The 23915-nt window shown below is 40.6% G+C and carries 17 protein-coding genes; 6 read left to right on the plus strand and 11 right to left on the minus strand.

Going from position 1 to position 23915, the window contains the following annotated elements:
- Positions 1 to 32 precede the first annotated feature (32 nt).
- The 7 genes from VS868_RS15845 to VS868_RS15875 form a co-directional block, all read right to left on the minus strand.
- Entirely contained in the window at positions 33 to 2165 is a 2133-nt protein-coding gene (locus tag VS868_RS15845; RefSeq protein WP_345598672.1) for a catalase, read from the minus strand.
- Between the two features lie 329 nt (positions 2166 to 2494).
- Entirely contained in the window at positions 2495 to 3223 is a 729-nt protein-coding gene (locus tag VS868_RS15850; protein ID WP_345598673.1) for a polysaccharide deacetylase family protein, read from the minus strand.
- Between the two features lie 738 nt (positions 3224 to 3961).
- Positions 3962 to 4819: a phospholipase A gene (locus VS868_RS15855; protein ID WP_345598674.1), complete on the minus strand. Its 858-nt coding sequence runs from the start codon at positions 4817 to 4819 to the stop codon at positions 3962 to 3964.
- Between the two features lie 18 nt (positions 4820 to 4837).
- Positions 4838 to 5446, minus strand: a complete 609-nt coding sequence (locus VS868_RS15860; RefSeq protein WP_345598675.1) for a TetR/AcrR family transcriptional regulator — start codon at positions 5444 to 5446, stop codon at positions 4838 to 4840.
- A gap of 111 nt (positions 5447 to 5557) precedes the next feature.
- On the minus strand, positions 5558 to 8716 hold the full coding sequence (locus tag VS868_RS15865; RefSeq protein WP_345598676.1) for an efflux RND transporter permease subunit: 3159 nt from the start codon (positions 8714 to 8716) through the stop codon (positions 5558 to 5560).
- Between the two features lie 6 nt (positions 8717 to 8722).
- Positions 8723 to 9778 carry an efflux RND transporter periplasmic adaptor subunit gene (locus VS868_RS15870; protein WP_345598677.1) on the minus strand — a complete coding sequence of 352 codons (1056 nt, stop codon included), beginning with the start codon at positions 9776 to 9778 and terminating at the stop codon, positions 8723 to 8725.
- Between the two features lies 1 nt (position 9779).
- Complete coding sequence (locus VS868_RS15875; protein WP_345598678.1) at positions 9780 to 11120, minus strand: TolC family protein; 1341 nt, start codon at positions 11118 to 11120, stop codon at positions 9780 to 9782.
- 843 nt (positions 11121 to 11963) lie between these two features.
- Between VS868_RS15875 and VS868_RS15880 the strand changes: the two genes are divergently transcribed.
- Positions 11964 to 13424, plus strand: a complete 1461-nt coding sequence (locus VS868_RS15880; protein ID WP_345598679.1) for a glycosyltransferase — start codon at positions 11964 to 11966, stop codon at positions 13422 to 13424.
- A gap of 141 nt (positions 13425 to 13565) precedes the next feature.
- Here VS868_RS15880 and VS868_RS15885 read toward each other — a convergent pair whose 3' ends face one another.
- Complete coding sequence (locus VS868_RS15885) at positions 13566 to 15041, minus strand: exonuclease domain-containing protein (protein WP_345598680.1); 1476 nt, start codon at positions 15039 to 15041, stop codon at positions 13566 to 13568.
- A 199-nt stretch (positions 15042 to 15240) separates the two neighbouring features.
- Complete coding sequence (locus tag VS868_RS15890) at positions 15241 to 15783, minus strand: DUF4494 domain-containing protein (RefSeq protein ID WP_345598681.1); 543 nt, start codon at positions 15781 to 15783, stop codon at positions 15241 to 15243.
- A 384-nt stretch (positions 15784 to 16167) separates the two neighbouring features.
- Between VS868_RS15890 and asnB the strand changes: the two genes are divergently transcribed.
- Positions 16168 to 17859, plus strand: coding sequence for an asparagine synthase B (gene asnB / locus VS868_RS15895; protein ID WP_345598682.1), 1692 nt, complete (start codon positions 16168 to 16170; stop codon positions 17857 to 17859).
- Between the two features lie 114 nt (positions 17860 to 17973).
- Here the strand turns inward: asnB and VS868_RS15900 are convergent, their stop codons facing one another.
- Both VS868_RS15900 and VS868_RS15905 read right to left on the minus strand, forming a co-directional pair.
- Positions 17974 to 18717 carry an energy transducer TonB gene (locus VS868_RS15900; protein ID WP_345598683.1) on the minus strand — a complete coding sequence of 248 codons (744 nt, stop codon included), beginning with the start codon at positions 18715 to 18717 and terminating at the stop codon, positions 17974 to 17976.
- 371 nt (positions 18718 to 19088) lie between these two features.
- Positions 19089 to 20465 (minus strand): hypothetical protein, encoded by a 1377-nt coding sequence (locus tag VS868_RS15905; RefSeq protein ID WP_345598685.1) that lies wholly within the window; start codon positions 20463 to 20465, stop codon positions 19089 to 19091.
- 190 nt (positions 20466 to 20655) lie between these two features.
- On the opposite strand from VS868_RS15905, the gene VS868_RS15910 reads away from it, so the two are divergent.
- The 4 genes from VS868_RS15910 to VS868_RS15925 all read left to right on the plus strand — a co-directional run bounded on the left by VS868_RS15910 (position 20656) and on the right by VS868_RS15925 (position 23901).
- Complete coding sequence (locus VS868_RS15910; protein WP_266068938.1) at positions 20656 to 21255, plus strand: SatD family protein; 600 nt, start codon at positions 20656 to 20658, stop codon at positions 21253 to 21255.
- Entirely contained in the window at positions 21252 to 21968 is a 717-nt protein-coding gene (locus VS868_RS15915; protein ID WP_266068937.1) for a DUF3307 domain-containing protein, read from the plus strand. The genes VS868_RS15910 and VS868_RS15915 overlap by 4 nt, the downstream gene beginning before the upstream one ends.
- Positions 21969 to 21999: 31 nt before the next feature.
- Positions 22000 to 22137: a hypothetical protein gene (locus VS868_RS15920; RefSeq protein ID WP_345598686.1), complete on the plus strand. Its 138-nt coding sequence runs from the start codon at positions 22000 to 22002 to the stop codon at positions 22135 to 22137.
- A 273-nt stretch (positions 22138 to 22410) separates the two neighbouring features.
- Positions 22411 to 23901: a S41 family peptidase gene (locus tag VS868_RS15925; RefSeq protein ID WP_345598687.1), complete on the plus strand. Its 1491-nt coding sequence runs from the start codon at positions 22411 to 22413 to the stop codon at positions 23899 to 23901.
- Positions 23902 to 23915 lie beyond the last annotated feature (14 nt).

Below are 23915 nucleotides of genomic sequence, written 5' to 3' on the forward strand. Positions count from 1 at the left end.
TTAAACCCTTTTTTGATTAAGTGTTCAGGATTTTAAGCAGGAATTTCCATGGCTGCTTTTTCCCTCTTCCAGTTACGGTGTTTGCTAATGGCATCGATAAATTTCTGCGGTTTTCCATTTATAATCACCGCTTCATCACCTTTAAAATCTTTACCATAGGTTGCATCAAAGAGCTTTTCAGCTTCAGAATCTAAAGCGATAGCCTTGCAGTGCTTCAAAGTTTCATTGATGAACTTTTTGGCTTTTGCCTGTTTCATGAGGGCATCAATACTCTTTTTGCCACCGGGAATGTAAAGTGCATCAAACACCACACTTTCTGTGGTCATAAGTGCATGAGCAACTTTGTGAGAATCACCTTTGTCACAGGTAATGCTGCCGCCGTGGGTGCCCACAATCTGCACCATGGCTCCAGCTTCTTCCAGGGGTTTCTTCATCTTGTTGTAGTCACTTTCACTAAAGCCATCGCCTGCCAAAACGGCAATTTTTCGTGTAGCTATTCCTTCGGAAGGCAAAAACTCCTGACTCAAAGCTTCAGATTTATCGAGATAGTTCTTTTTAGGCCCCGGCTGTTGTTTTTCAACATCTGCATCGGCTCCTATAGCCTGGTTTAGCGGTCGTTCAATTTCTGAAGGAATTTCCATTCCCAGATTTGAAGCCACCTTTGATGCCAGGGTTTCATCAATTTGGGCCAGTATGTACAGCATTCGCTCCTTAATATGATCATAAGTACATTTGCCCAGTTCAAAAGAATAAGCCTGTACCACATGCTCCTGCTCATGCTGGGTTAAACTGCGGTAAAACAACGCAGGCTGCGAAAAATGGTCATTGAAGCTCTCACTTCGTTCCCTAACTTTTTTGGCATCAATTCGCTCCTCATAATGGCTAAACCCACCTTCGGCTATTTTTGCCAGGTGAGGGCAACCGCCGCCAATTGAATTTGGGAAATAAGCTGTCTTACCCTTATTCACCGTCATACGCATATGGGCATCCCGCTGATTGTTATGAATTTCGTTGACGGGACGATTAATTGGAATTTCATTAAAATTTGGGCTGCCCAGCCTTGAAAGTTGGGTATCGGTGTAAGAAAATAACCTTCCCTGCAGCAAAGGATCGTTTGTAAAATCAATTCCCGGCACTACATGCCCCGGGTGGAATGCCACCTGTTCAGTTTCTGCAAAGAAGTTATCGGGATTGCGGTTAAGTGTCATTTTCCCAATCCGCTGTACCGGTACCATTTCTTCCGGAATCAGTTTTGTAGGGTCTAAAAGGTCAAAATCAAATTTATGTTCGTCTTCTTCGGGAACTATTTGAAATCCTAATTCCCACTCCGGGTACTGGCCGGCTTCTATGGCATCCCACAGGTCTCTCCTGTGAAAATCTGAGTCGGCACCGTGAATTTTCACCGCTTCATCCCAGGTCACCGATTTTACTCCGAGTAATGGTTTCCAGTGGAACTTCACAAAATGGGATTTTCCTTCTGCATTTATTAACCTGAAGGTATGAATCCCAAAACCTTCCATCATCCTGAAACTTCTCGGGATCGCCCTGTCGCTCATCAACCAGATTTGATTGTGCAGGGTTTCGGGAGTATGAGAAACGAAATCATAAAAAGTGTCATGCGCCGAAGCTGCCTGCGGAATTTCCCTGTCGGGTTCAGGTTTCACCGAATGGATCAAATCGGGAAACTTCATGGCATCCTGAATAAAAAAGATGGGCATGTTGTTCCCTACCAGGTCAAACACCCCTTCATCGGTATAGAACTTGGTAGCAAAACCCCTCACGTCACGGGCAAGATCGGCCGATCCTTTAGAACCGGCAACCGTTGAAAACCTCACAAATACCGGCGTTTTTCTTGAAGTGTCAGTAAATATGCCTGCTTTGGTATATTTCTCCTGACTCTCATAAAGCTCAAAATATCCGTGAGCGCCACTTCCGCGGGCATGTACAATTCTCTCGGGAATGCGCTCGTGGTCAAAATGAGTAATTTTCTCCCTTAGAATAAAATCTTCTAATAATGATGCACCACGTGCTCCAGCTTTTAAAGAATTGTTGGTGTCATTTACCTTTAAACCCTGATTGGTGGTCATTGTTTTCCCCTTTGGATTAGAGGTGTTCTTCTTTAAGTCTTCAATTTTTTTTGAAGTCTCTTTCTTATTATCTTTCATAAATTTTGTTGATTAGGTTTAATTCTGAAATTAAAATAAGCTATCTACAATTTGATAAAAAGACTGTTAAAAGAAAGAGAGCAGATTCATAAAATATACCTTATAAAAAAGTAAAGCCTGGAAATACGTCTACCATCAAGACTATTACCTACAAGTTTTAAAAAACTGATTTTCAGAAAGTAAAGTAGAACTTTCCTTCCAAAAATGGCATTTTGGAACTACATTTTTCCCAGCTGTTTCTTCGGGAAGATCCTGCTACTCTACCCAGTTGCAAAGAAGTATAGTTTTAGGAAAAGTAAGGAATTTACAGTACGTCCTTTTTTGTTGCCTTACATAAACCTGAAGAAATGATAACCTCTTTCTTTTAATTCACTGATAATTGAATCGAGGTTCAGGTAAAGTTTATCTTTTCTAAGCGGACTGGTTCCGGGGTGAATAAGGATATGAAATCCGTTTAAGCCATGTTCCTGTTCGTAATGATACAGATTCTTCAAAATTTCTTGGCTGGAGAGATAGTTGGCCATATCGGGACTTGTATAATCGGCATTGGTTCGTATTCCGGGGCTAAAATTTATAGTGCGCTGGCCTGCTTCCGCAGCGATCTCCACCACTTCCTGGTTGTACCATTCATAAGGAGGCATAAAAACTTCAGGATAAATATCTATGCTTTCGAGTTCTTTCAGATTATCTATGATGTCTTTTTTAATTGTAGCAGGTGAATAAAGTAAGCTATCCCTCTTGGTCCAATCGTTATATAGAAGATGCCTGTTGGAGTGCGCCCCCACAAAATGACCTGCTGCGGCAATCTCTTTTACCAGCTCACGGTGCTGTCTTATAAAATCTCCGGTGAGAAAAAAGGAAGCCTGTATTTCCTCCTTTTTCAGCACCTCCAGCACATGTTCAAAGCCCTCATAATGCTCATGTCCTGTAAAAATCAAATAAACATTGGCTTCACTAACATTAGAACGAATTAGCGCACCGTAACGATCAATTACTTCCTGTGAAGAAGCTGCCACACTAAGTAAGAAGAGTATCAGGATTAAAGAAAATTGCTTCATTTACCTGTCTTGAAGTAGTTTTTAAATGGAGTATAAAGTGCCTGCATCTGTTGCGGGCTGAGCTATAACTTGGAACTGTGATGATCTTTATATAGCCTACAAATTGCCCACATTGCGCACAAAAACAAAATTACACACTTTTTTGTCTTAGTAAGAATTTAATCTCAATTTGCATGGTTAATGTTGTCAAGTTTAGTTTCTGCTATGCTAAATCAACACCTTCAGAAATCATTACTAATATAAAAAGCCCGGAAATTGATCCCGGGCTTTCTCCAAGTTTTCTCTAAAATATATCTCCTCAGATAAACATTATATATATTTCAGATCCTGCAGAACTTATCCAATCCTCCCATCCTACAAAACTTCGGAAACATGCCATATTTCAGGCTCATGGGTTTGAAAAGGAATATATGATCCGGCAGCTCCTGGCTGCCGTGTTAGCCATACCAAGAAATTACTGACCGTTTGAAAGTCTTGACGTACAACCGTACTTTCCAAAAGATTCAAGGAAAACCTGCTCTCAAAAAGAAGAAGGATTTCAATAAAATCAAAATCACAGTCACAATAAGTTTCAAAGTCTTCGTTTGTCTTTATTTTTGATCCAGCCCAGATTGATAAAACTTCCTGGTATTGGAGTAGTTTAGGGAATGAATTCATATTATTCTTATTCGGGGGTTAATGCTGCTTCTTTCTGAAGAAAAAAGCGCTAAAAAGTCATTTTGTTGTCCGGATTCAGAATTACTCATAAATCGGTTTGGTCTTCTTGCCTCTCAGCAAGTTTAGGTCGGGGGATTTTATGGCATAGCCAATCCTAATCATATTCTCATATTCGTGGTAATCAATTAAGCTTTCGGCATTACCTACATACCACTCCAGCATGAGGTGTTGATTGGTACTTTTTGATATCCTGTAGAAGACCCTTGACCTTATATTACCTTTCCAGTCCCACTGGGCACCTTTTCGGGCAGATACTTCCAGGTTCCATTTTGGAGCCAGGTCATAAGACAAATTGGCTTCGCCATATCCTATATAATCTATGAGGTCGCGGTTATCACTGTAGCCAAAAGGGAGCCAGCCTCTCAGGGTCAAAATAGTCTTATTGTTAAGGCGGGCGTTGTAGGTGAGGATAATACTGTTCCAACTCCTTGAGGCTTCACCTTCGCGGCCGTTAGATTCGTGTTCAAGTTTGAATTCGGCAATTCCCGTCAACTCGTCGTTCCTGTTATAAATACCTGAAGCCAACCCAATACCCGGATTAAAATTCACATCTTGAAAAGGACTGGAGAATTCATAGATATTCCAAAAAGATTTTTGGGTGTAGGTCAAGAACAACTGGGTTTGAAATGGAAGCACGTGCCTGGTGACCAATTGTTTAAAACTTATCTGGTATTTCGCATCTGCCGTGGTCTTAGAAATATCATTTTGCAGGGGTACTCCCGTAATAAAATAATTATCGCGATAGGCCGAAAATGAAGGTAAAAGTGTATCCTTTAACTGCTCTCTTGTCACACGTTGCGCCTGAGAAGTATTGTAAAAGGACAAAAAGAAGAAGACTGCAAAACATATTTGAAGTCGCTTAGATAGAATTTTTTGCATGATCTTGTTTTTTGCCATTTAACAGAAGCTGCCTTTCATTTTCTTCAGTACCTCTTTTCCTTTTTCAGTTGTAATGGCATTCATATAAAGGCTTAAAGTTTCCTGGTGATACCTTTCCCTTGAGATATGGGTAGTATCCAAGAAGGGAGAATTATCATAAGTCATAATTAACTGAAAGAAGAGCTTTGAATATAAATCGGCATCAAAGTCTTCTCTGTAAAGCCCCTGCTTACGGCCCCTTTCAATGTTGTGAATAAGGATTTCTGAAAGCTTTTCAGAAAAATTAAGCATATGCTTATTAAAGATCTGCGGGTAGTATTTTATAAGCTGCCGTAGCATGAGGGAGTTATTTGTTTTTGCTGCCCTAATCATACCTTTATCTCTGGAAAACATTCTTTCTACTGCATTTTCAACGGTCTCATCGAGATTCCGCATTTTGGAGATAACAATTTCCAGTTTATAGACCAGCACTTCTTCAAGAAGGGCTTCTTTGTTCCTGTACATTTGATACAGCGTCTTCTTGGATATCTTAAATTCGCTGGCTATATCGTCCATGGTGACGGATTTTGCACCATTTTCCAGAAAAAGTTCTGAAACCTTCTCTAAAAATTCAATATCCTTTTCCATTATTTCCTGTTTTTCATTTTTGATGAGTTCCTCCTTCTAAAATTCTCAATTTAAAGCAGAAGGAAAAAAGAAAAACTGACCGCAAAAAAATGCAGCCAGTTTTTGCCATTTTTAGAACTCCAGTTCATGTTTAGGATCGACGTGCTCATAATCGGCCACCATCAACTCTTCATAATTATTCTTTTCGCTCTTAGTGAACTTCTCTTCCAGTCTCACAAAGATCATGAACACAACCGGCACAATAACCAGTGTGAGGAAAAGAGAGGATAGAAGCCCCCCAATGATCACAATTGCAAGACCGTTACTCATCTCGGCCGCTGCACCCGATGCAAGGGCGATTGGCAACATCCCGAAGACCATCGCAATGGTAGTCATCAAAATAGGGCGTAAACGGGCGTGGTTCGCCTGGATCAATGCATCGCGTATTTTCTCACCGTGTGCCAGCCTGTGGTTGGCAAAATCTACTAACAGAATGGCATTTTTGGCAACCAATCCAATAAGCATAATGATTCCCAGAATGGTAAAAATATTCAAACTGTTATTGGTGAGTGCAAGTGCCCATAATGCCCCGATAAACGAAAGCGGAATGGAGAACAATACAATAAACGGTTTCACAAAGTCATCATACAACACCACCATGATCATGTACACCAGCATAATTGCAGCTAAAAGGGCAATACCCAGCGTTCCAAAACCTTCACTCTGGTTTTCCATGTTTCCTCCCCAGGTCCAGTCTACTCCTTTAGGCTGTTCTACACTGGCCAGTTTCTCTTCCCATTCCTGTGCTACAGCACCGGTAGTTTTACCCACAGTCTGGGCCTTAACGGTCACAGATGGTGAACGGTCATAACGCTCCAGCAAAGAAGGGCCAGATTCATAAGTAATGTCGGCAAACTGAGACAGGTTGATTCTTTGCCCCTGATTGTTTATAAACTGAATATTCCTTACATCTTCAATATTGTTTCTTGAAGCCTCATCAAAAATGATGTTAATGTCATACTCGGTGCTTCCGGTACGGAACTTATTATCGGTATTTCCACTGAAGGCAGTACGCAGGGTTTGCCCCACCACGGCAACATTAAGTCCTAAAGATGCCATTTTATCACGGTCTACATTTACCGAAATTTCAGGGTTACCTTCTTCAACACTTAGTTCAATTTCTGTCGCCCCGTCTATATTCCGCAGAATTTCTTCAGCAGCTTCAGCATAAGTGATGGCATCTTCAAAAGAATTTCCGGTAACGGTCATTTGCAATGGTGCTTCTTCAGCCCCCACTATGCCCACAGGTACGGTAGTTACCTTAGCGCCCACCAATTCCTGCTCCAGGGCGCGGGTTAGCTTAGCCGCATAGACATTTGTTTTATCATCTCTTTCAGATTTATCTACAAGGGTAACGTTGATTTCTGATTTGTAATTGGTAGCCTGTGCACCACCCATTCCTCCACTACTTGACTGCCCAACAGTAGTGATCATACGCTCAACTTCGGGCAACTGTGCAAGATAATTTTCTGCTTTTTGGGTAATAAAATTGGTTTCCTCTATAGAAGCATCCTTGTCTATTTCAAGCTGTACAAGGAATTCTCCTCTATCGGTCCTCGGGAAGAAATCTGACCCGATATAACCCATACCCACTAAAGTTATAGAGCTCACAAACAGCACAAACACTATAACGAAGGTTTTAATTTTATTATCAAGAGACCAGTTAAGGATCTTGGTAACTTCTTCGGTAAACCACGTAAGCCCCTTCTCAAAATGGTGAATGATTTTTCCGAAGAAAGAATCGCCACTAATGAGTTCCAGTTTTCCATATCTGGAGAAAAGCCATGGCACCACGGTAAATGAAACCAGTAACGACAACAAGGTGGCAATAATTACCGTCACACAAAACTGTGCAATAATGTTGGCAACAAGTCCGCTACTAAGGGCAATAGGCAGGAACACCACCACAATTACCAGGGTAATTGCAGTTACTGTAAACCCAATCTCTTTTGCTCCATCATAAGCCGCACGTACTTTGTTTTTACCCATCTCCATGTGGCGGTGAATGTTCTCAATCACCACAATCGCATCATCTACCAGGATACCTACCACCAACGAAAGGGCAAGTAAACTCATGAGGTTCAAACTATAACCAAGCAATAACATTCCTATAAATGTTGCGATAAGCGAGGTTGGAATTGCCACCATCACGATAAGCGCATTCCTGTAACTATGCAGGAAGAAAAGCATTACAAAGGCCACAAGCCCTACCGCGATCAAAAGGTCTTTGATTACCGAATCGGCTGCTGCAAGGGTAAAGGTAGACGTATCATTTGCCATGGTAAGTTCAATGCCTTGATCTGCATACTGTTGCTCTAATTCGGCCATTTTTTCCTGAACAAGTTCACTTACAGTTACCGCATTGGCATCTGTTTGCTTCTGAACCTGTAGTAAAATGGTACTTTGACGGTTAATCCTGGCAATTTTCTCTGTTTCTTTTTGAGTATCCTGAACTTCAGCAACATCTGTTAACCGAATGTTCTGGCCATTCTGAGATGCAATTACCAGATTTCTAAGCTCATCAACCGACTGGATTTTTCCTGAAAGCCTGATAAGCGTGGTATTTTCACGGGTAGTAAGGTTTCCTGTAGGAAAGTCAAGGTTGGAAGCTGTAATAATTTGTTGTACCTGTGGTACGGTAAGACCGTAACCTTCAAGTTTGTTTGGGTCAATATTTACCCTAATCTCTCTTTCCTGGCCACCAACAACGTTCACCTGTGCTACCCCCGAAAGTCTTGAAAAAGCAGGCTCAATCTTTTGATCTATCAACTCATAAAGCTCATTTTCTGAAAGGTTACCTGTAACCCCAAGGCTTACCACGGGTAAGTCTGAAAGTGAGAACTGGGAGAGCGATGGCTCGTCAATATCCTCTGGCAGGTCAGACCTAATGGAGTTGATCTTACGCTGGGCTTCATTAAGTAGAAAGTCAACATCGGCATCATTGTTAAACTGAATGGTAACTACCGACAAGCTTTCAAAAGATTTTGTCTGGATCTTCTTGATGTTCTCAAGGGAAGAAACCGCGTCTTCTATCTTTCGGGAAACCGTGTTCTCCACCTCGGCCGGCGATGCCCCGGGGTAGACGGTCATCACTGTGACCACCTTCACTTCAAATTTTGGGATCAACTCATAGTTGAGCTGACTATAGCTAAAAAGTCCTCCTATGATAAGTAATGCAAGCATTACAATCACCAGGCTGGGCCTTTTAATAGAAACTTCTGCTAATTTCATTTTCTCTTATTTTAGAATGTTTACCGCAGTATTGTCGGTAAGGTTAATTTGTCCGCTGGTCACCACTACATCTCCTTCATTAAGTCCGGCAGTAACCTGCACTTTATCTCCGTAGTTAATCCCTGTCTGTATCTCCTTGAGTTGTGCAGTTCCGTTCTCTACCACAAAAATCTTGTTATCGCTTACACTACCCACAAAGGCTTCTCTTGGAATAGTAAGTACATTGTCATTTCCAGTTTCATTGAAAACCGCAGTAGCATACATCCCTGCTTTTCTTTGCCCATTCTCATTCTCAACTGTGATCTCTACAGGAAATTTCAAGGCTCCGTTTGAAGCAGGAGCTATAAAGCTTATCTTTCCTTTAATGGTATCTTTTGTTACACTTGGCACCACATTCACGGTGTCACCAATTTGGACACGGCTTACCAAAGCTTCATCTACTTCAACCCTAAGTTCAAGCGAAGAGATATTTACCACCTCGATGATTGGCGTACCGGCACCAACTACCATTCCCTCTTCTACCATCTTCTTGTTTACAATACCGCTTATTTTTGAACGCACATTGGTATCTCCCGAGCTAAGTTGAGCCGATTTATATTGTGCTCTTGCATTTTGCACCTGTAAACGTGCCTGGTCAAGCTGAACGGCGGTTACACCTCCGGTTTGAAAAGCTGCTTCATATCTACTCAAAGTAGATTCTGCATTGTCAAGATTTGCTTTTGCATTATTGACGTTTACATTGATCTTATCTCCCGAAAGTTTGGCAACAACCTGCCCTTTTTTCACTTCACTTCCCTCTTCTACATAGATCTCAACAATTTGACCACCCATTTCTGCGGAAATATTCGCCCGGGTTTCAGGCTCAAAAGTTCCGTTTACGGTGAACTGTCCACTTATATTTTCACTTGTCACATTTGCAGTTCTTACTGAAACTTCAGTATTCTTTTGAGCTACAATCTCTAATTCTGCTTCGTTTTTGCTTTTGTTATTCTGAAGGATTAGAAAGAAAGCTACAGCAACTCCTACAAGCGCTACTATTGTTATGATGGATTTCTTTTTCATTTTATAAAGTATTATTGGTAAGTGTTTCTAATTGTCCCTGTGATCTCAATAACTGCACTTCGGCAAGTTTGTAATCAAGTCGGGCGTTGGTAAGGTTATTCTTCGCTTCAGCTAAATCTCTTTCGGCGTCAAGCATGTCATTAAGACTGGCAAGACCAAGACCGTAGTTGTTTTGCGTATCTTCAAATACCTCACGGGCCAGCTCAACGTTATCTTCCTGAGTTTGAATAGTGAGTAAATTGTTCTCTAATTGAGCTACCGCATTGGCATGGGCCAGCTCCATTGCAAGTTTGGTATCTTCAAGGTCTTCACGGGCTTTTTCAATCTCAAACTGGTTTTGTTTTACTCTTGCTTTGGTTGCCCCTCCATTAAAGATGGGGATACTTAGATTAACCCCTATAGCCGACATATCGGACCAGTAAACACCTTTATCCTCACCGTTTCCAACAGGAATAACATCTCCCTGTCCCAGCCATCCGTAGTTGGCCACTAATGCCAGAGAAGGATAATACTCAGCAATACTGGCTTTCTTCTGCCAGTTAAGTAGTTCCAGTTGTTTATTTAAAAGCTGTACTTCGGTTCGTTCAACCATTTGAGGATTGATTTCAGGCAAAATGACCGGATCAAAAGTCCGCTCCGGAAGTCTAATTTCCTGCCCAATAGGCATACCTATCATGAACTTCAAAGCATTCTCGCTAAGGGCTACAGAGTTAAGCACCTGTTGCCTGTTGGCAATCAGGTTATTTAGTGCCACTTTGGTACGATCATAATCAATTTTCTTCGCCAGGCCGTTTTCAAATAAACCCTGTACAATTTCTACAGTCTGTTCTGTAAGCTCCAGGTTACTTTGTAAATTTTCCAGCATTTGCTGTGCCTGGTATACCTGGTAATAAGCATTTGCTACCCGCTCAATGATCTCTTCATTGGTGAGTTGAGCATTAAGCTGATAAAATTCTTTGGTAGATTTTGCCGCTTTTAGACCGGTAAATACCTGCTGATTAAAAAGGGTTTGTGTTAACTGTGCTGTGGCATTTGAGGTCCATTCCTTTCCAAAAGCTACCGCGATATCTTCGCCCGGCATCCCAAAGATCTCTCCCGGCAAAACGTTCTCCTGTAAAAGGGGATTATAAGTGGTGTTTGCACTTGCCGAAAGGTTTGGCAACGCACTGGCTCTCACCTCGGCAATCTTTGCATCGGCACTTTTTATGTCTAACCGTGCCTTTTCAGCTTCAGCTTTATGCTCCAGGGCGTAGCTTACGGCCTCATTTAGATCCAGTTCTACAGGATCTTGAGCAAAGGCGAAGCCGGTAGTAAAAAGCAAGCCTAATAGTAATTTCTTCATTTCACTCTTGTTTTAATTTCTTTAATCGTATAAAGCGAAGCAAAGATAAGGCCAAAATAAACTAAAAAACAAAAAAAGTTTCCTAGTTTATTTTACTGAAATTGAAGCGTTTGTCTCACGTTGATTTACGAAGGTTTAATTCTTTATGAATTTTTAAGGAAGATTTCTAACCTCTGAATTCCTCTTGAAGATTTTCTCACATAAATAAAAGAGGTGTCAAAAATAGCATTTTTGGAAGTAAACTTTTGAAGCCATCAGTCTTGATAAAACTATTTTGTAAGTGCTTTCAATAGGTTCAGGCTCTACTATAAAAAAGCAATCAACACCTTCTGAAGAAGTGCATAAAAAATACCTATAAATAGGTATTTCAAAAGATATTATTCCTCTTTATCTTAGCTTCATCAGAAATTCTATTGAGTTAAGATTGGGAGGTGAAAGAGTTGATTAACTTCGGCTTGTCAAATGTTATTCTGGGGGGAAAGAACATTTGTTTAGATCTACCGGTTTTTACTCGTAACAAGAATGGAGAAAAAACCCTTAGCAAAATTGCTGAGGGTTTTTTTCTTATTTTACTGCAGTACAAGTTGTGTCAACAATAAATCCCATTTCTAACTATTCCTATATTTATTGTTGAACTCCTACCTTTCTTTGCGGGTTTTAAAACAGATTATTGTGGATTTAATCCACAACTTTCTCACCTGCTCCCACTTATTTTCCCCAGTTACTGCAAAATCCCCCTTCATTATCACCTGTTTAGATTTGGTATGTGAATTGGTACTTCCTTTCCCGGAGAAAACCATCTCTTACAAGAAAGTTTAAACAGAAATAAGTACATAATTCTATATGATTTCAAGAGACTTAAAATTAACTTCATCCGCTTCTTTTAGAAAACCTGATGTTACTAAAGCTACGCAGCAAGATGCTACAGCAACCCAACAGGTCCCGGAAAATTACCAAAAGGCATCTTTTACCAAAAGGCACCTGTTCACTTTAGCGGGTACATTCCTGTTATTACTTGGAGGAGCCTTAACTGTATATCTGCTTCAGCCGCAGTTTGAGCAAATGAACCTTGGAAGAATGAATACCATTGGCGGTATGATCCTCCTGTTTGTATCGGGTTTCCTGTTACTTTTCAGGATGGGTTTCCTTGCTTACGTTGGGAGTTTATTCTTTCGGTATAAACCTGTTGATTCGGTGACCGATGAAGAATTGCCGGCCTGTACTGTTATTGTACCCGCATATAATGAAGGCAGGCAGGTGTATGACACCCTGGTGAGTTTAACCAATAGCCTTTATCCCGAAGAAAAACTACAGCTAATCGCCATTGACGACGGCAGTAAAGACGACACCTGGGAATGGATGAAGAAAGCAAAAGAATTGCTGGGAGAGAGCGTTGATATCTATCAACAACCTACCAACCAGGGAAAAAGACATGCGCTTTACCGCGGATTTAATCTTGCCACAGGCGAGGTGTTTGTCACGGTAGACAGTGATTCTATAGTTGAAAAAGATACGCTTCGCAACCTGGTCTCCCCATTCGTCATCAATAAAGACTGCGGGGCAGTTGCAGGAAATGTTCGTGTACTCAACAATCAAAAAGCCATCATCCCACGTATGCTGAACGTGAGTTTTGTTTTCAGTTTTGAATTTATACGTTCGGCACAAAGTGTTTTGGGATCGGTACTATGTACTCCCGGTGCTCTTGCAGCCTATAGAAGCAAAGCCGTAATGAACTGTCTTCCCGAATGGATCAACCAAAAGTTCATGGGGCAACCTACAGATATTGGTGAAGACAGGGCCATGACAAACATGATCCTTAAGCAGGGTTATCACGTTCTGTTCCAGCGAAACGCTTATGTTCTTACCAACATTCCTGAAAAATTCAGCAGTCTGCACAAGATGTTTACCCGCTGGGAACGAAGCAACGTGCGGGAAAACCTTATGATGACCAAGTTTGCATTTAAACCTTTCCGGAATGGATCAAAACTGGGTACCCGACTTTTACTTCTTAACCAATGGATGCACATGTTAACCGCCTATCCGTTATTCTTTATCATGATCGTGTTACTGGTGCTGCACCCGGTGTTGTTCATTAGTTCTACCCTCTTAAGTATCTTAATTTTCTCCAGTCTGCCGGCTTTCTTTTATGCGAAGAAATACAATATTGCTGAAGCTTTTTGGGCCTATTCGTACAGTATCTTTTATACTTTCGGATTGTTCTGGATCACCCCTTATGCCATGGCCACAGCTAATAGAAGAGGCTGGTTAACCCGTGAACTACCGGTGAAGAAACAAGCCGCTTAAATTATTTAATTCAAGATCTAGCCCTCCTGTTCTAAAAGTTACTGAAGCAATTCGGTAACTTTTAGTTTTTTATACACTCTTCTGAAAGGACTTACTTCAACAGGAGTGTCAAAAATGGCAAATTTTCAACTGATTATTTCATTATTCAAAAAGCGAAAGTGTGCCGTGAGTAGCCATGATCCTGGCATTTTTTCTGGTTCTTACTTCCGGTTTAAATTCTGAAGCTTCTTCAGAAGTTTTAAAAAATACCACGTTGGGTTTTCCCTGCTTCCGCATGTAATTGCTCAGGATCTTGTTGGTGTGATACGTGGCCGGCTGTGGCTTCAAAAAAGGCTCAAGATCATCGGGGCCACTTATTGCCGTGTCAGCATCTATAAAGCCGTAACCCGAATATTTTCCTGCCTTTACCAATATAAATGCCTCCTCTTCATAGTGCCTTCCTTTTTCCCTTATCACAAATGTGGAAGATTCTTCTGTAAGGGAACCAATAGCTGCCGTTACCTTATTATTGTACGATTCAATCTCCTCTTCCCCGGTGCATATACCTTCACAACTCACTATTTCATAATGCCTACACTGTTCTACATTAGCCTGAAGGCTGCAGTACTTTGGGCAGAGTTTAAACTCACGACATAAATATTCTAGTTTTTCCTGCGCCAGGCTACGACTATAAAAAGTGCCTATAGATTTCCTACGCTTGCTGGTCTTTTCTATAGCCAGCTGCAAAATACCGCGTTGGTTAGTATAGCTTACAATTTGAAATACCGGCCCCGGCCTTTTTTGCGCCCGGTTAAATTTGGGATAATACTTTCTAATGCATTCTGCTTCCAACAGCAAAGCCATCAGCTCATTCCCAGTAGTTTCGTAGTCAATAGAATAAGTTTCCTGCCCCAGTTCATATTCCTTGCTCATACGATCGTAGAAATGGGAGATCACCCTTTTCTTAATGTCAATAGCTTTCCCGGCATAGATCACTTTTTGCTGCCGGTCTTTGAACAAATAGACCCCCGGACTTTCGGGAAGACTGTGAATTTCTTCGGCATCAAGATGTGGCGGTAAAGTGGCCTGTCGCGAACGTACATGCAAAAAAGAATTGATCACCTTATAATCATCATCTAACGACAGCAGGCGTTGAAAAAGAATCACTGTGGCATCGGTATCCCCTTCGGCCCTGTGGCGATTGGAAATAGGAATATTAATAGAATCGCACAACCTCCCCAGGCTGTAGGAAAATAACCCCGGCATAAGTTTGCGGGCAAGGCGAACAGTACAGAGTTTTCTACGAGTGTAATCAAATCCCAGCTCCTTAAATTCATTGCGAAGTACATTGTAATCAAAATTCACATTATGCGCTACAAAAATGGCATCTCGGGTAATCTCTTCAATCTTTTTAGCTACTTCATGAAATTTTGGAGCATCGGCAACCATAGCATTGTCTATTCCGGTTAAACCGGTGATGTGGCGCGGAATTTCTTTTTCGGGATTGATAAGGCTGGTAAACTTGTCGACAATTTTAGAACCGCGAAGCAGCACCACGCAAATTTCTGTAAGGCGGTTTCCATTAATCCCGCCTCCTGTTGTTTCGACATCAGTAACTGCAAATAACTGCTCTTTCATGAATTTCAAAAAAGTAAAAGTAGCAATTATTTTTAAAATTGTAGGAAAAAATCCATAAGAACGGAAAAAATCCTATCGCGTACCCGTTTTCTCTTTCTTCTGAAAAATCCTAACCCTGAGCTACATTACTTCTGAAATAAAAATACCTCCTGAAAGAGGAGGTATTTTTGCCATTTTTGGAAGCCTGTTATGACTGAAGTTAAACCGCTTCTGATTCTTCTGAAACTTCTTCTGAAATTTCTTCGGCAAAATCGTCTTCCGAAGTATTTGATGTCTCAACAACGCCAAATTTTTCTAACTGCTCTTCTTCTCCTGTAAAGTATGGGAAAACATCTAAGATGGGAGATTCGGTAATTGCGGGAATGGTGTAATCTCCCATAGTATCGGCCATTGCAGTAGTAGTGTTCTCAAAAGCCTCTTTAATATCGTTGGCCTGGACAAGCAGGTAAATATTCGTTTTTCTTTCTTTACCGCTCTCTTCATCAAGTGCTATCAGGGAAACTTTTGATTTGAACCATCTGTCGGAATTTTCAAAAGGATGAACTTCCGAAAAATTCGCCACTTTGATGTTCATGATCCTAAAGTCTTCGTTGGTAAAGGTTTTCATCTCCTCTGTGATTCGAGATTCGGCCTCTGTATAAGATACCGCATCAAGCAGGTAAGTATCGGTTGTTACCTTCTGCTCTCCCGTCTCATGTGTTTTTCTGTATTTCACCTTACATTCATACCAAATAACGCTCATAGTTCATTTTTTTAGGGTGCCAAAAATATCATTTTAGACAGGTGTTCCTAAAAGAATTCAGTAATAGATATTCACAAATTGAAAAACTATTTCTTTAACACCTGAACTTCAACACAATGAATATTTCTATATATTTTCAGAATTTGTGTTTAAGATTCGGGCTACCCGAACACTCAAATTTACTCCTGGTTTTAATTCACCTAATCTCCTTCAGGTTAGCCCCCTCAAAAATGGCATTTTAGAGTTTCTTTCTTCAGTAATAATTTGGTTTTTCCATAACAATTTTAACTAATTCAAAGAAAATTATTGTTCTAAATATTAGTCTTACTAAATTTTTATTAGATATTTGTGACTCATCGTATACAAATTTAAAATTAGATTATTGTGTGTGGAATTGTATGTGCTTTCGAATTAAAAGAATCTTCTGAATCTTTAAGGCCCCGCCTTTTAAGTATGGCGAAATGCCTGCGTCACCGCGGGCCCGATTGGAGCGGGATCTACAGTAACGAAAAAGCTATTTTGGCCCATGAAAGACTGGCTATAGTTGATCCTACTTCTGGAAAACAACCTTTAATAAGTGAAGACCAAAATCTGGTGCTTGCTGCCAATGGTGAAATTTATAATCACCGGGAACTGCGTAAGCAGTTTGAAGGAACTTATAATTTCCAGACAGAATCTGATTGTGAAGTGATCCTTCCGCTTTACCGGGATAAAGGTGCAAAGTTCCTTGACGAAATGAATGGGATCTTCGGCTTTGCTATTTATGATGCCGAGAGAGATGAGTACTTAATTGCACGCGACCACATGGGGATTATCCCTCTTTACATAGGTTGGGATGCCAACGGAACCTTTTACGTGGCTTCAGAACTAAAGGCGCTGGAAGGCCATTGCACCAAGATAGAATTATTTCCTCCGGGACATTATTTATCAAGTGAAGAAGAAGGTTTTCAACGCTGGTATCAAAGAGACTGGATGGATTATGAGAACGTAAAGAACAACGAAACCAGCATCGCTGAACTGCGGAAGGCCCTTGAGGCTGCCGTACACCGGCAATTGATGAGTGATGTTCCTTACGGGGTGCTTCTTTCCGGGGGGCTTGATTCATCGATCACTTCAGCCTTAGCAAAAAAATATTCAGATAAACGAATTGAGAGTGACGATGCCGATGCTGCCTGGTGGCCACGACTTCACTCCTTCGCCATTGGTCTTGAAGGTTCACCCGATCTTGCTGCGGCCAAAAAAGTAGCAGAGCACCTGGATACGGTTCACCACGAAATAGAATTTACCATTCAGGAAGGTATTGATGCCATTAAAGACGTGGTTTATCAACTGGAAACTTATGATGTGACCACGATAAGGGCTTCCACGCCTATGTATCTAATGGCCAGGGCTATCAAAGCCATGGGGATTAAGATGGTGCTTTCGGGAGAAGGTGCAGACGAGATTTTTGGGGGTTACCTGTATTTTCACAAGGCTCCCAATGCCAAAGAGTTTCATGAAGAAACCGTGAGAAAACTGGATAAACTACACCAGTACGATTGTCTTAGGGTCAATAAATCGCTTTGTGCCTGGGGTATTGAAGGGAGAGTACCCTTCCTGGATAAAGAATTTATGGATGTTGCCATGCGCATTAACCCTCAGGACAAAATGATCAATGGTGAACGCATGGAAAAATGGGTGCTGCGAAAAGCTTTTGAAGACTATCTTCCCGAAAGTGTGGCCTGGAGGCAAAAAGAACAATTCTCTGACGGAGTTGGGTACAGCTGGATAGATACGCTTAAGGAAATGGTGAATACACAAGTAAGTGATGAGCAACTTAAGAATGCGCATTTCAGGTTCCCGGTTCAACCGCCAAAGAGCAAGGAAGAGTTCTTTTACCGCTCAATTTTTACTGAACATTTCCCGAGTGATGCCGCTGCCCTCTCGGTCCCATCGGTACCATCTGTAGCCTGTAGTACGCCTACAGCTTTAGAGTGGGATGAATCATTCAGGAATATGAACGATCCATCGGGAAGAGCTGTTGCCAATGTTCATTCAGATGCCTATAAAAAAGAAGAAAAGAAAGCTGCAATTTAACAGGTTTTAATCTCGCGTTGATGTTCAGCCAAATTAGCTGTAATCATTGCTGTTAATATAAAACCCCTTCAAAGTGAGAACCTTGAAGGGGTTTTTTGGTCATATTATTTAGATTTAAATTTGGTCCCGTACTTCGTACATTATTGGCAGGGAGTATTCTACTGATACCGGCTTTTCTCTTTGCCTGCCGGGAATCATTTTGGGTAACAACCTCACAACACGTGCTGCTTCCTCTTCCAGCCTCTTATTGGGCCCTCGTGCCCTAATATCGGCAACATCTCCTTTTTCATTGATCTTAAAGACAACATAGATCCTGTTCATGCCGGTGAGCCCCAGTTCTTCACTAATACGTACATTGAAATGCTTCCTTACATGGGCATCGATCTTTTGAGACATACACTTTTTCTGCTCATCCTTGTTCTTAATACCTTCACAACCCGGGTAAGTTGGTATTTGTTGAACGACCATAAAAGGCACTTTTTCAATCTCTTCTTCCTCCTCTTCATAGGCCACTTCTTCTACCTCAATGATCTTCTCTATCTTATCTTCCTGGCTGGTTTCGGTAGAGCGTATCTCTGTTTCCTCAACCTCCATTTTGTCTTCTACAACTTCTATCACTTCGGGCATTGGCGGGGGTGGAGGTGGCGGAGGCGGTGGAGGGGTGTTGAGTTGTGTAATTGGAATATCTTCCTGGTCAAAATCGGTCACCTGCACTTCCTGAAGGTCAACATCTTCACTGCCATAAGATCTCCATTCCAAACCATAATAAGTGAGGCCGAGCATTATTATAAGTCCCACCTGGAAAAAAATCATGCTCCTTCTTCCAAGATCTGCTTTTGGGTTCTTTTTGATTTGCATAACAGTAGATTTAGAAATTAACTACTAAAGCTTTATATCAAGAGGATTAATCCTCTGGAACTTGCAATTGGAAGGCTCCCTGACTTACTATTATAAAGACTCTGAAATTTTTTAGTCTTCCAGGTCTTTCTAAAGAGAGCTGTGACTGGTTTCCGTCATTTCAGCTTAAAACATTTACTAACCAGCACATTAAAGATACTCACTCTCTAAGGCTTAAATAATGATATTTGTCATACAGTCCCGGGAATCCAGCTATAGATCGAAAGAATTGTGCATAAAAAAACCCGACTATAGCCGGGCTTCTATCAGGGAGTTTAATACTCTTATTTTCTTTCTGAAGAAGTGTTTGTGTCCTTCAGACGCTTTTTATATTAGTCAAAGATCTTAAGGTGTACTGCTTTTGTTACTTCAGAAAAATATATTGTTCTAACAGAACCTGAAGTAAAAGAAATAGTTTCCTCTTTTACCATATCATTATTCTCGAAAATATCGAGGTACTTGCTCTTGTTGAACTGTGGCCGCACAGGTGTACCAGCAGAAGTCTTTATAAATTTTAGATTTTGATCCATTACAAGTTGTACAGGCCGGGAAGAATAATAAAAATACAGGTCGTTATCTTCCCCTACATTTGGACCAAAAGGCAAATTTGGTTTTGATATTTGCATTTGCTGCATCATCATATTTTGAAACATGGTGTGGTGCCACCACCAGTTATAATGGTAAAAATACTCGTAGGTAGCTACACAATCAAGGTTGATCAACAGGGTATTTTCCAACCCCTCGTTTACAGTTGCAGTAAGGCTGAAATTCTTCCTGGAACTCTTCTTAATCACCTTTTGTAGTTCGTCATTAGTCATATATTCCTCCCGCAGTTTTAATTCTCCCAATAACTCCTGACTTTCAATATCGTATGTTCTAAGGATCAAATCTTCTCTATTGTTTATAAAAAGAAAAGCTTTGTTCTGGTAGATATAAGAATTCACTTCCTTAACCTTTTCAATATCTTTAAACTCTGTACTAAAAACATTATGTGCTCCACTGGCTGGGTCAACGGTCAAAATGAAATACTCCTCTTCAGATTTGTAATCAAAAACTAATTTATCACCCGAATAGTAAAGTTTTGAGGGTAAAATTGAACCATGTTCTACAAATTCTTCCGTATTAATGGTTTCCGGTTTCTCTTTAAATAATTTTTCTATGGTCTCTTTTGAAACGTTAGTAAGGTTCAATGTTGTTTTTTGTGGTTCCCCGGCTCCCAAAATGGTGACTACTTCAACCTGGTCATCCTCTTTGTTCAGCAAAAAGGTTTTCTCTTTGGTTCTCAAAAGAAGGTAAGGTTCTTTGAAATTGGCCACTGTAAATTGCTGCACATCGCCATTAAGAGTATTAAACTCCAGGATCTCCAGATTTTGTTCTTTTCTTTTTCCCTGCTGAAGAAGTAACGTGAGCATGTCATCTTTTAAATGATAGGAAACTACAGAAGGTTCTTCTTTAAAAACCGAGGTCTCTAATGCAGTGATGTTTCTGTGGGCATCTATAAAAAAAGGTTTAACTATATAATGATCATCTTTCTTGTTCTTCAAAAACAAAAGATGCACAGAAGTCTGCTGATCAATGTCTCCTGAAAAAGTACCAGTCAATTTTTCATCCTCCTGAAGCCGAATTACCAATTCCCCGTCAATGGGACGCGAAGTAGCAGGTAAAAAAGCAAGAACAAATAGAAGGCAAAAGGCGTAAAGTGATTTCACAAGTGTAAATTATAAAATTTCGTTAAAAATAGTAATTCAAGTGATATATGGATCATCTGATCTTTAAAACTATAGCTTTTTTTGAGCCTCCAACTCTCAGTAATATTATCGGCTTTAATTCCGATAATATAAATTATCGGGTTATAAGCCTATATTTGCATATATCGGATATTAACCCGATATTTAAACTATGAAAGCAGTAATCACAGGAGATATTGTAAATTCAAGAGCCGAGCCGGCAGCACACTGGCTTCCTGTTCTTAAGGAAATACTGGAGCAGTACGGCCAGGAACCTCAGGAATGGGAAATTACCAGAGGCGATAGTTTCCAACTTATTTTAGATCCTGAAGAAGCCCTTTATGCTGCTTTCCAGATCAAAGCGGGAATTAAGCAACTTTCGGGGCTTGATGTAAGAATGGCAATTGGAATTGGAGAGCAGGAGTATAAGGCCAGGAAAATTAGTGAATCTAACGGCTCAGCATTTATTCGTTCGGGAGAATGCTTTGAAAATCTAAAAAAGCAACATCTGGGAATTCGTACAGGAGATCAGGAAAAAGACGAAACTTTCAACCTGCTCTTTTCCCTGGCCCTGCTCACTATGAACAACTGGAGTGCTACTGTAGCCAAAACCATTACTGTTTTTCTTAAATTCCCGGAAAAGAGTCAGACGGAATTGGCTCAACAATTAAACAAATCCCAAAGTAGTTTAAGTGAAGCCTTGAAACGGGGTGGGTTTGACGAAATAATGCAGCTTGAAAACTTTTATCGTAAAAAATTTGATCGCCCATGACAGCACTTGCTTTAAAATTGCTTTTGGCTCACCTCCTGGGTGATTTCCTGTTACAACCTGACAGCTGGGTGGCTCAAAAAAGGCAAAAAAAACATCGTTCTCCTCTACTCTACGCTCATATTGCCATTCACTTCTTTGTAATGCTGGCGCTGCTGGGCTTCAACTTCACTTATTGGCTGGGCATGCTTATAATTGTGGTCACTCACTATTTTATAGACCTGCTTAAGCTACATCTTGAGGAGCATTACCACAAAGGAAAACTGTTCATTTTTGATCAGGTAGCACATATTTTGGTTATTGCTGCAGTAACCTACAGCTACCACGCATTTACCATAGAACCGGGGGAATTCCTTCAGCCTGTGGTACTGCTTTTCATTACCTGCATAGTATTTCTTGGTCCCGTGGCTGCAATCATAATGAGGCTGTTAATGAATCGCTGGGTTTTGCCTGAAGACAAAGAAAATGAATCCCTGCCCCAGGCCGGTAAATATATTGGAATACTTGAACGCCTGCTGGTCTTTACATTTATCGTCATCCAGCAATGGCCGGCAATTGGCTGGCTCATTGCAGCCAAATCAATTTTACGTTTTAGCGACCTTACCCGTGCTAAAGACAGGAAACTTACCGAATACGTACTTATTGGCACCCTGCTAAGCTTTTCCCTGTCCATAGTTACGGGCCTTATTTATTTTTATGTGAGAAATAGTATCTAAAATGATTTTACTATTTTAGAAAAAAATAATTATGTCGGGTACCGCATGGGGTTTTGCCATTATTTCAGGAGTAGTTTTAATTGCTGTTGCTGTGTACACTGTGATCAAGCTTAGAAAGCAGGTACACAAAAGAGAACAGGAAGAGCAAAAAAAGAATGATTTAAACTGAATATTTCTGAAATTACCTCTCAAAAATGGCATTTTTGACACCTAATTTTTCACTGGTTACTTCGGAAGAAATTATTTTAAATTCGGAAAGAAAAATTTACCTGCTTTAGCTAAATTTGTAAGGTATTACTCCTGAATATTTCAGAAGCATTTGCCCTTTCAAGCCCGTAATGATCTTAGCCTACACCATTTAACTTATTCTGGCACGGTTGCTGCTTTAAAGTAAACACACAGCTTTTTAAGTATCTACCTAACTACTAAAACTCACATCTATATGAAGATTAAAAACTTCACCTTACTATTTGCCGCGTTTGCCTTCATTTTCACATCCTGTTCTAAAGACGATGAAGTTCTTGAAAAAGAACCTACATCGAAGAATCCGGAGGAAAATGTGGTGGCACAGGAGCTGGAAGTCGAAGACTTCATCTATTCGGGAATGAACGAGATCTACCTTTATAAAGCAGATGTTGATGTTCTGACCGATAATTATTTTAATTCTGAAGATGAAAAACTTGATTATCTCGCTGGCTTCAGCACTCCGGAATCCCTTTTTGAGAGTCTTAAGTCTTCCAGCGATAAATTCAGCTTTATTACAGATGACTATAAGGCGCTTGAAGATCAATTTAATGGCGTAAGCAGCAGTACAGCCGGAATGGATTTTGGTTTGGGTAGAATTACCGGTACCAATTACCTCTTCGGATTTCTTCAGTATGTTATTCCTAATACTCCTGCCGCCGAAGCCGGTCTTACCCGCGGAACTATTTTCACAGAAATAAACGGAGAAAAAATCACCTTAAACAATCTAGAGTCTCTACTCGATTCAAACTCCCTTACCATTAACATTGGAAAAGTGGAAAATAACACGCTGGTACTTACAGACGAAACTGTTACTCTTGATCATTCCTCATACACTGCAAACCCGGTTCAAGTGGTGAAAACTCTTGAAGTAGACGGGATACAGGTGGGATACCTAATGTATAACAGCTTTATTGGGAACTTTGATGACGAATTGAACCAGGCTTTTGGCGAACTTAAAAGCCAGGGCGTTGATGAACTCATTCTTGATCTTAGGTACAATGGCGGTGGAGATGTAGAATCTGCCGTAGATCTTGCCAGCATGATCACCGGTCAATTTGAAGGAGAAGTATTTATGCAGGAAATGTGGAATGAGACTTACCAGAAATATTTTGAAGAAAATGCTCCCGAGAGATTGCTGAATCTATTTGACAGCAAAATAAGAACCGGTGAGACCATAAACAGTCTTAACCTTTCAAAAGTGTATGTTTTAACTACAGCGAGTACAGCTTCGGCCAGCGAACTTATCATCAACGGACTTGAACCTTACATTGAGGTAGTACAGATAGGCGAAACAACAACTGGTAAATTTCAGGCTTCGGTAACCTTGTATGACAGTGAAGACTTTTCCAAAGATACCGAAGTAAATAAGAACCATACCTATGCCCTACAACCGCTTGTACTAAAATCGGCCAACGCCAATGGAAAATCCGATTACTTTAACGGCTTGAAGCCTGATGTAGAAATGAGGGAAGACATTAATAATCTTGGTACACTGGGAAGTCCCGATGAACCATTTTTACAGGCAGCTTTAAACCATATACAGGGAATCTCACCAGCCGCCGCAGCTTCTGCCCAACAAAAAAGATCAGAAAGCACCCTGAAAATTGTAGGAGACGGAGAAATGTTTGAACCTTACTACCAGAGAATGTACCTTGATAAGGTGCCTGCGATTATCAGAAGAAAATAACCAGAATTAAAAGA

The organism is Salinimicrobium sp. 3283s, assembly GCF_039602225.1.
In the GTDB taxonomy this organism is placed as follows: Bacteria; Bacteroidota; Bacteroidia; order Flavobacteriales; family Flavobacteriaceae; genus Salinimicrobium; species Salinimicrobium profundisediminis.

Excerpts from the sequence above, each read along its gene's own strand:
- VS868_RS15845 (WP_345598672.1), bottom strand. The coding sequence starts at position 2,165 with ATGAAAGATAATAAGAAAGAGACTTCAAAAAAAATTGAAGACTTAAAG.
- VS868_RS15850 (WP_345598673.1), bottom strand. The coding sequence starts at position 3,223 with ATGAAGCAATTTTCTTTAATCCTGATACTCTTCTTACTTAGTGTGGCA.
- VS868_RS15855 (WP_345598674.1), bottom strand. The coding sequence starts at position 4,819 with ATGCAAAAAATTCTATCTAAGCGACTTCAAATATGTTTTGCAGTCTTC.
- VS868_RS15860 (WP_345598675.1), bottom strand. The coding sequence starts at position 5,446 with ATGGAAAAGGATATTGAATTTTTAGAGAAGGTTTCAGAACTTTTTCTG.
- VS868_RS15865 (WP_345598676.1), bottom strand. The coding sequence starts at position 8,716 with ATGAAATTAGCAGAAGTTTCTATTAAAAGGCCCAGCCTGGTGATTGTA.
- VS868_RS15870 (WP_345598677.1), bottom strand. The coding sequence starts at position 9,778 with ATGAAAAAGAAATCCATCATAACAATAGTAGCGCTTGTAGGAGTTGCT.
- VS868_RS15875 (WP_345598678.1), bottom strand. The coding sequence starts at position 11,120 with ATGAAGAAATTACTATTAGGCTTGCTTTTTACTACCGGCTTCGCCTTT.
- VS868_RS15880 (WP_345598679.1), top strand. The coding sequence starts at position 11,964 with ATGATTTCAAGAGACTTAAAATTAACTTCATCCGCTTCTTTTAGAAAA.
- VS868_RS15885 (WP_345598680.1), bottom strand. The coding sequence starts at position 15,041 with ATGAAAGAGCAGTTATTTGCAGTTACTGATGTCGAAACAACAGGAGGC.
- VS868_RS15890 (WP_345598681.1), bottom strand. The coding sequence starts at position 15,783 with ATGAGCGTTATTTGGTATGAATGTAAGGTGAAATACAGAAAAACACAT.
- VS868_RS15900 (WP_345598683.1), bottom strand. The coding sequence starts at position 18,717 with ATGCAAATCAAAAAGAACCCAAAAGCAGATCTTGGAAGAAGGAGCATG.
- VS868_RS15910 (WP_266068938.1), top strand. The coding sequence starts at position 20,656 with ATGAAAGCAGTAATCACAGGAGATATTGTAAATTCAAGAGCCGAGCCG.
- VS868_RS15915 (WP_266068937.1), top strand. The coding sequence starts at position 21,252 with ATGACAGCACTTGCTTTAAAATTGCTTTTGGCTCACCTCCTGGGTGAT.
- VS868_RS15920 (WP_345598686.1), top strand. The coding sequence starts at position 22,000 with ATGTCGGGTACCGCATGGGGTTTTGCCATTATTTCAGGAGTAGTTTTA.
- VS868_RS15925 (WP_345598687.1), top strand. The coding sequence starts at position 22,411 with ATGAAGATTAAAAACTTCACCTTACTATTTGCCGCGTTTGCCTTCATT.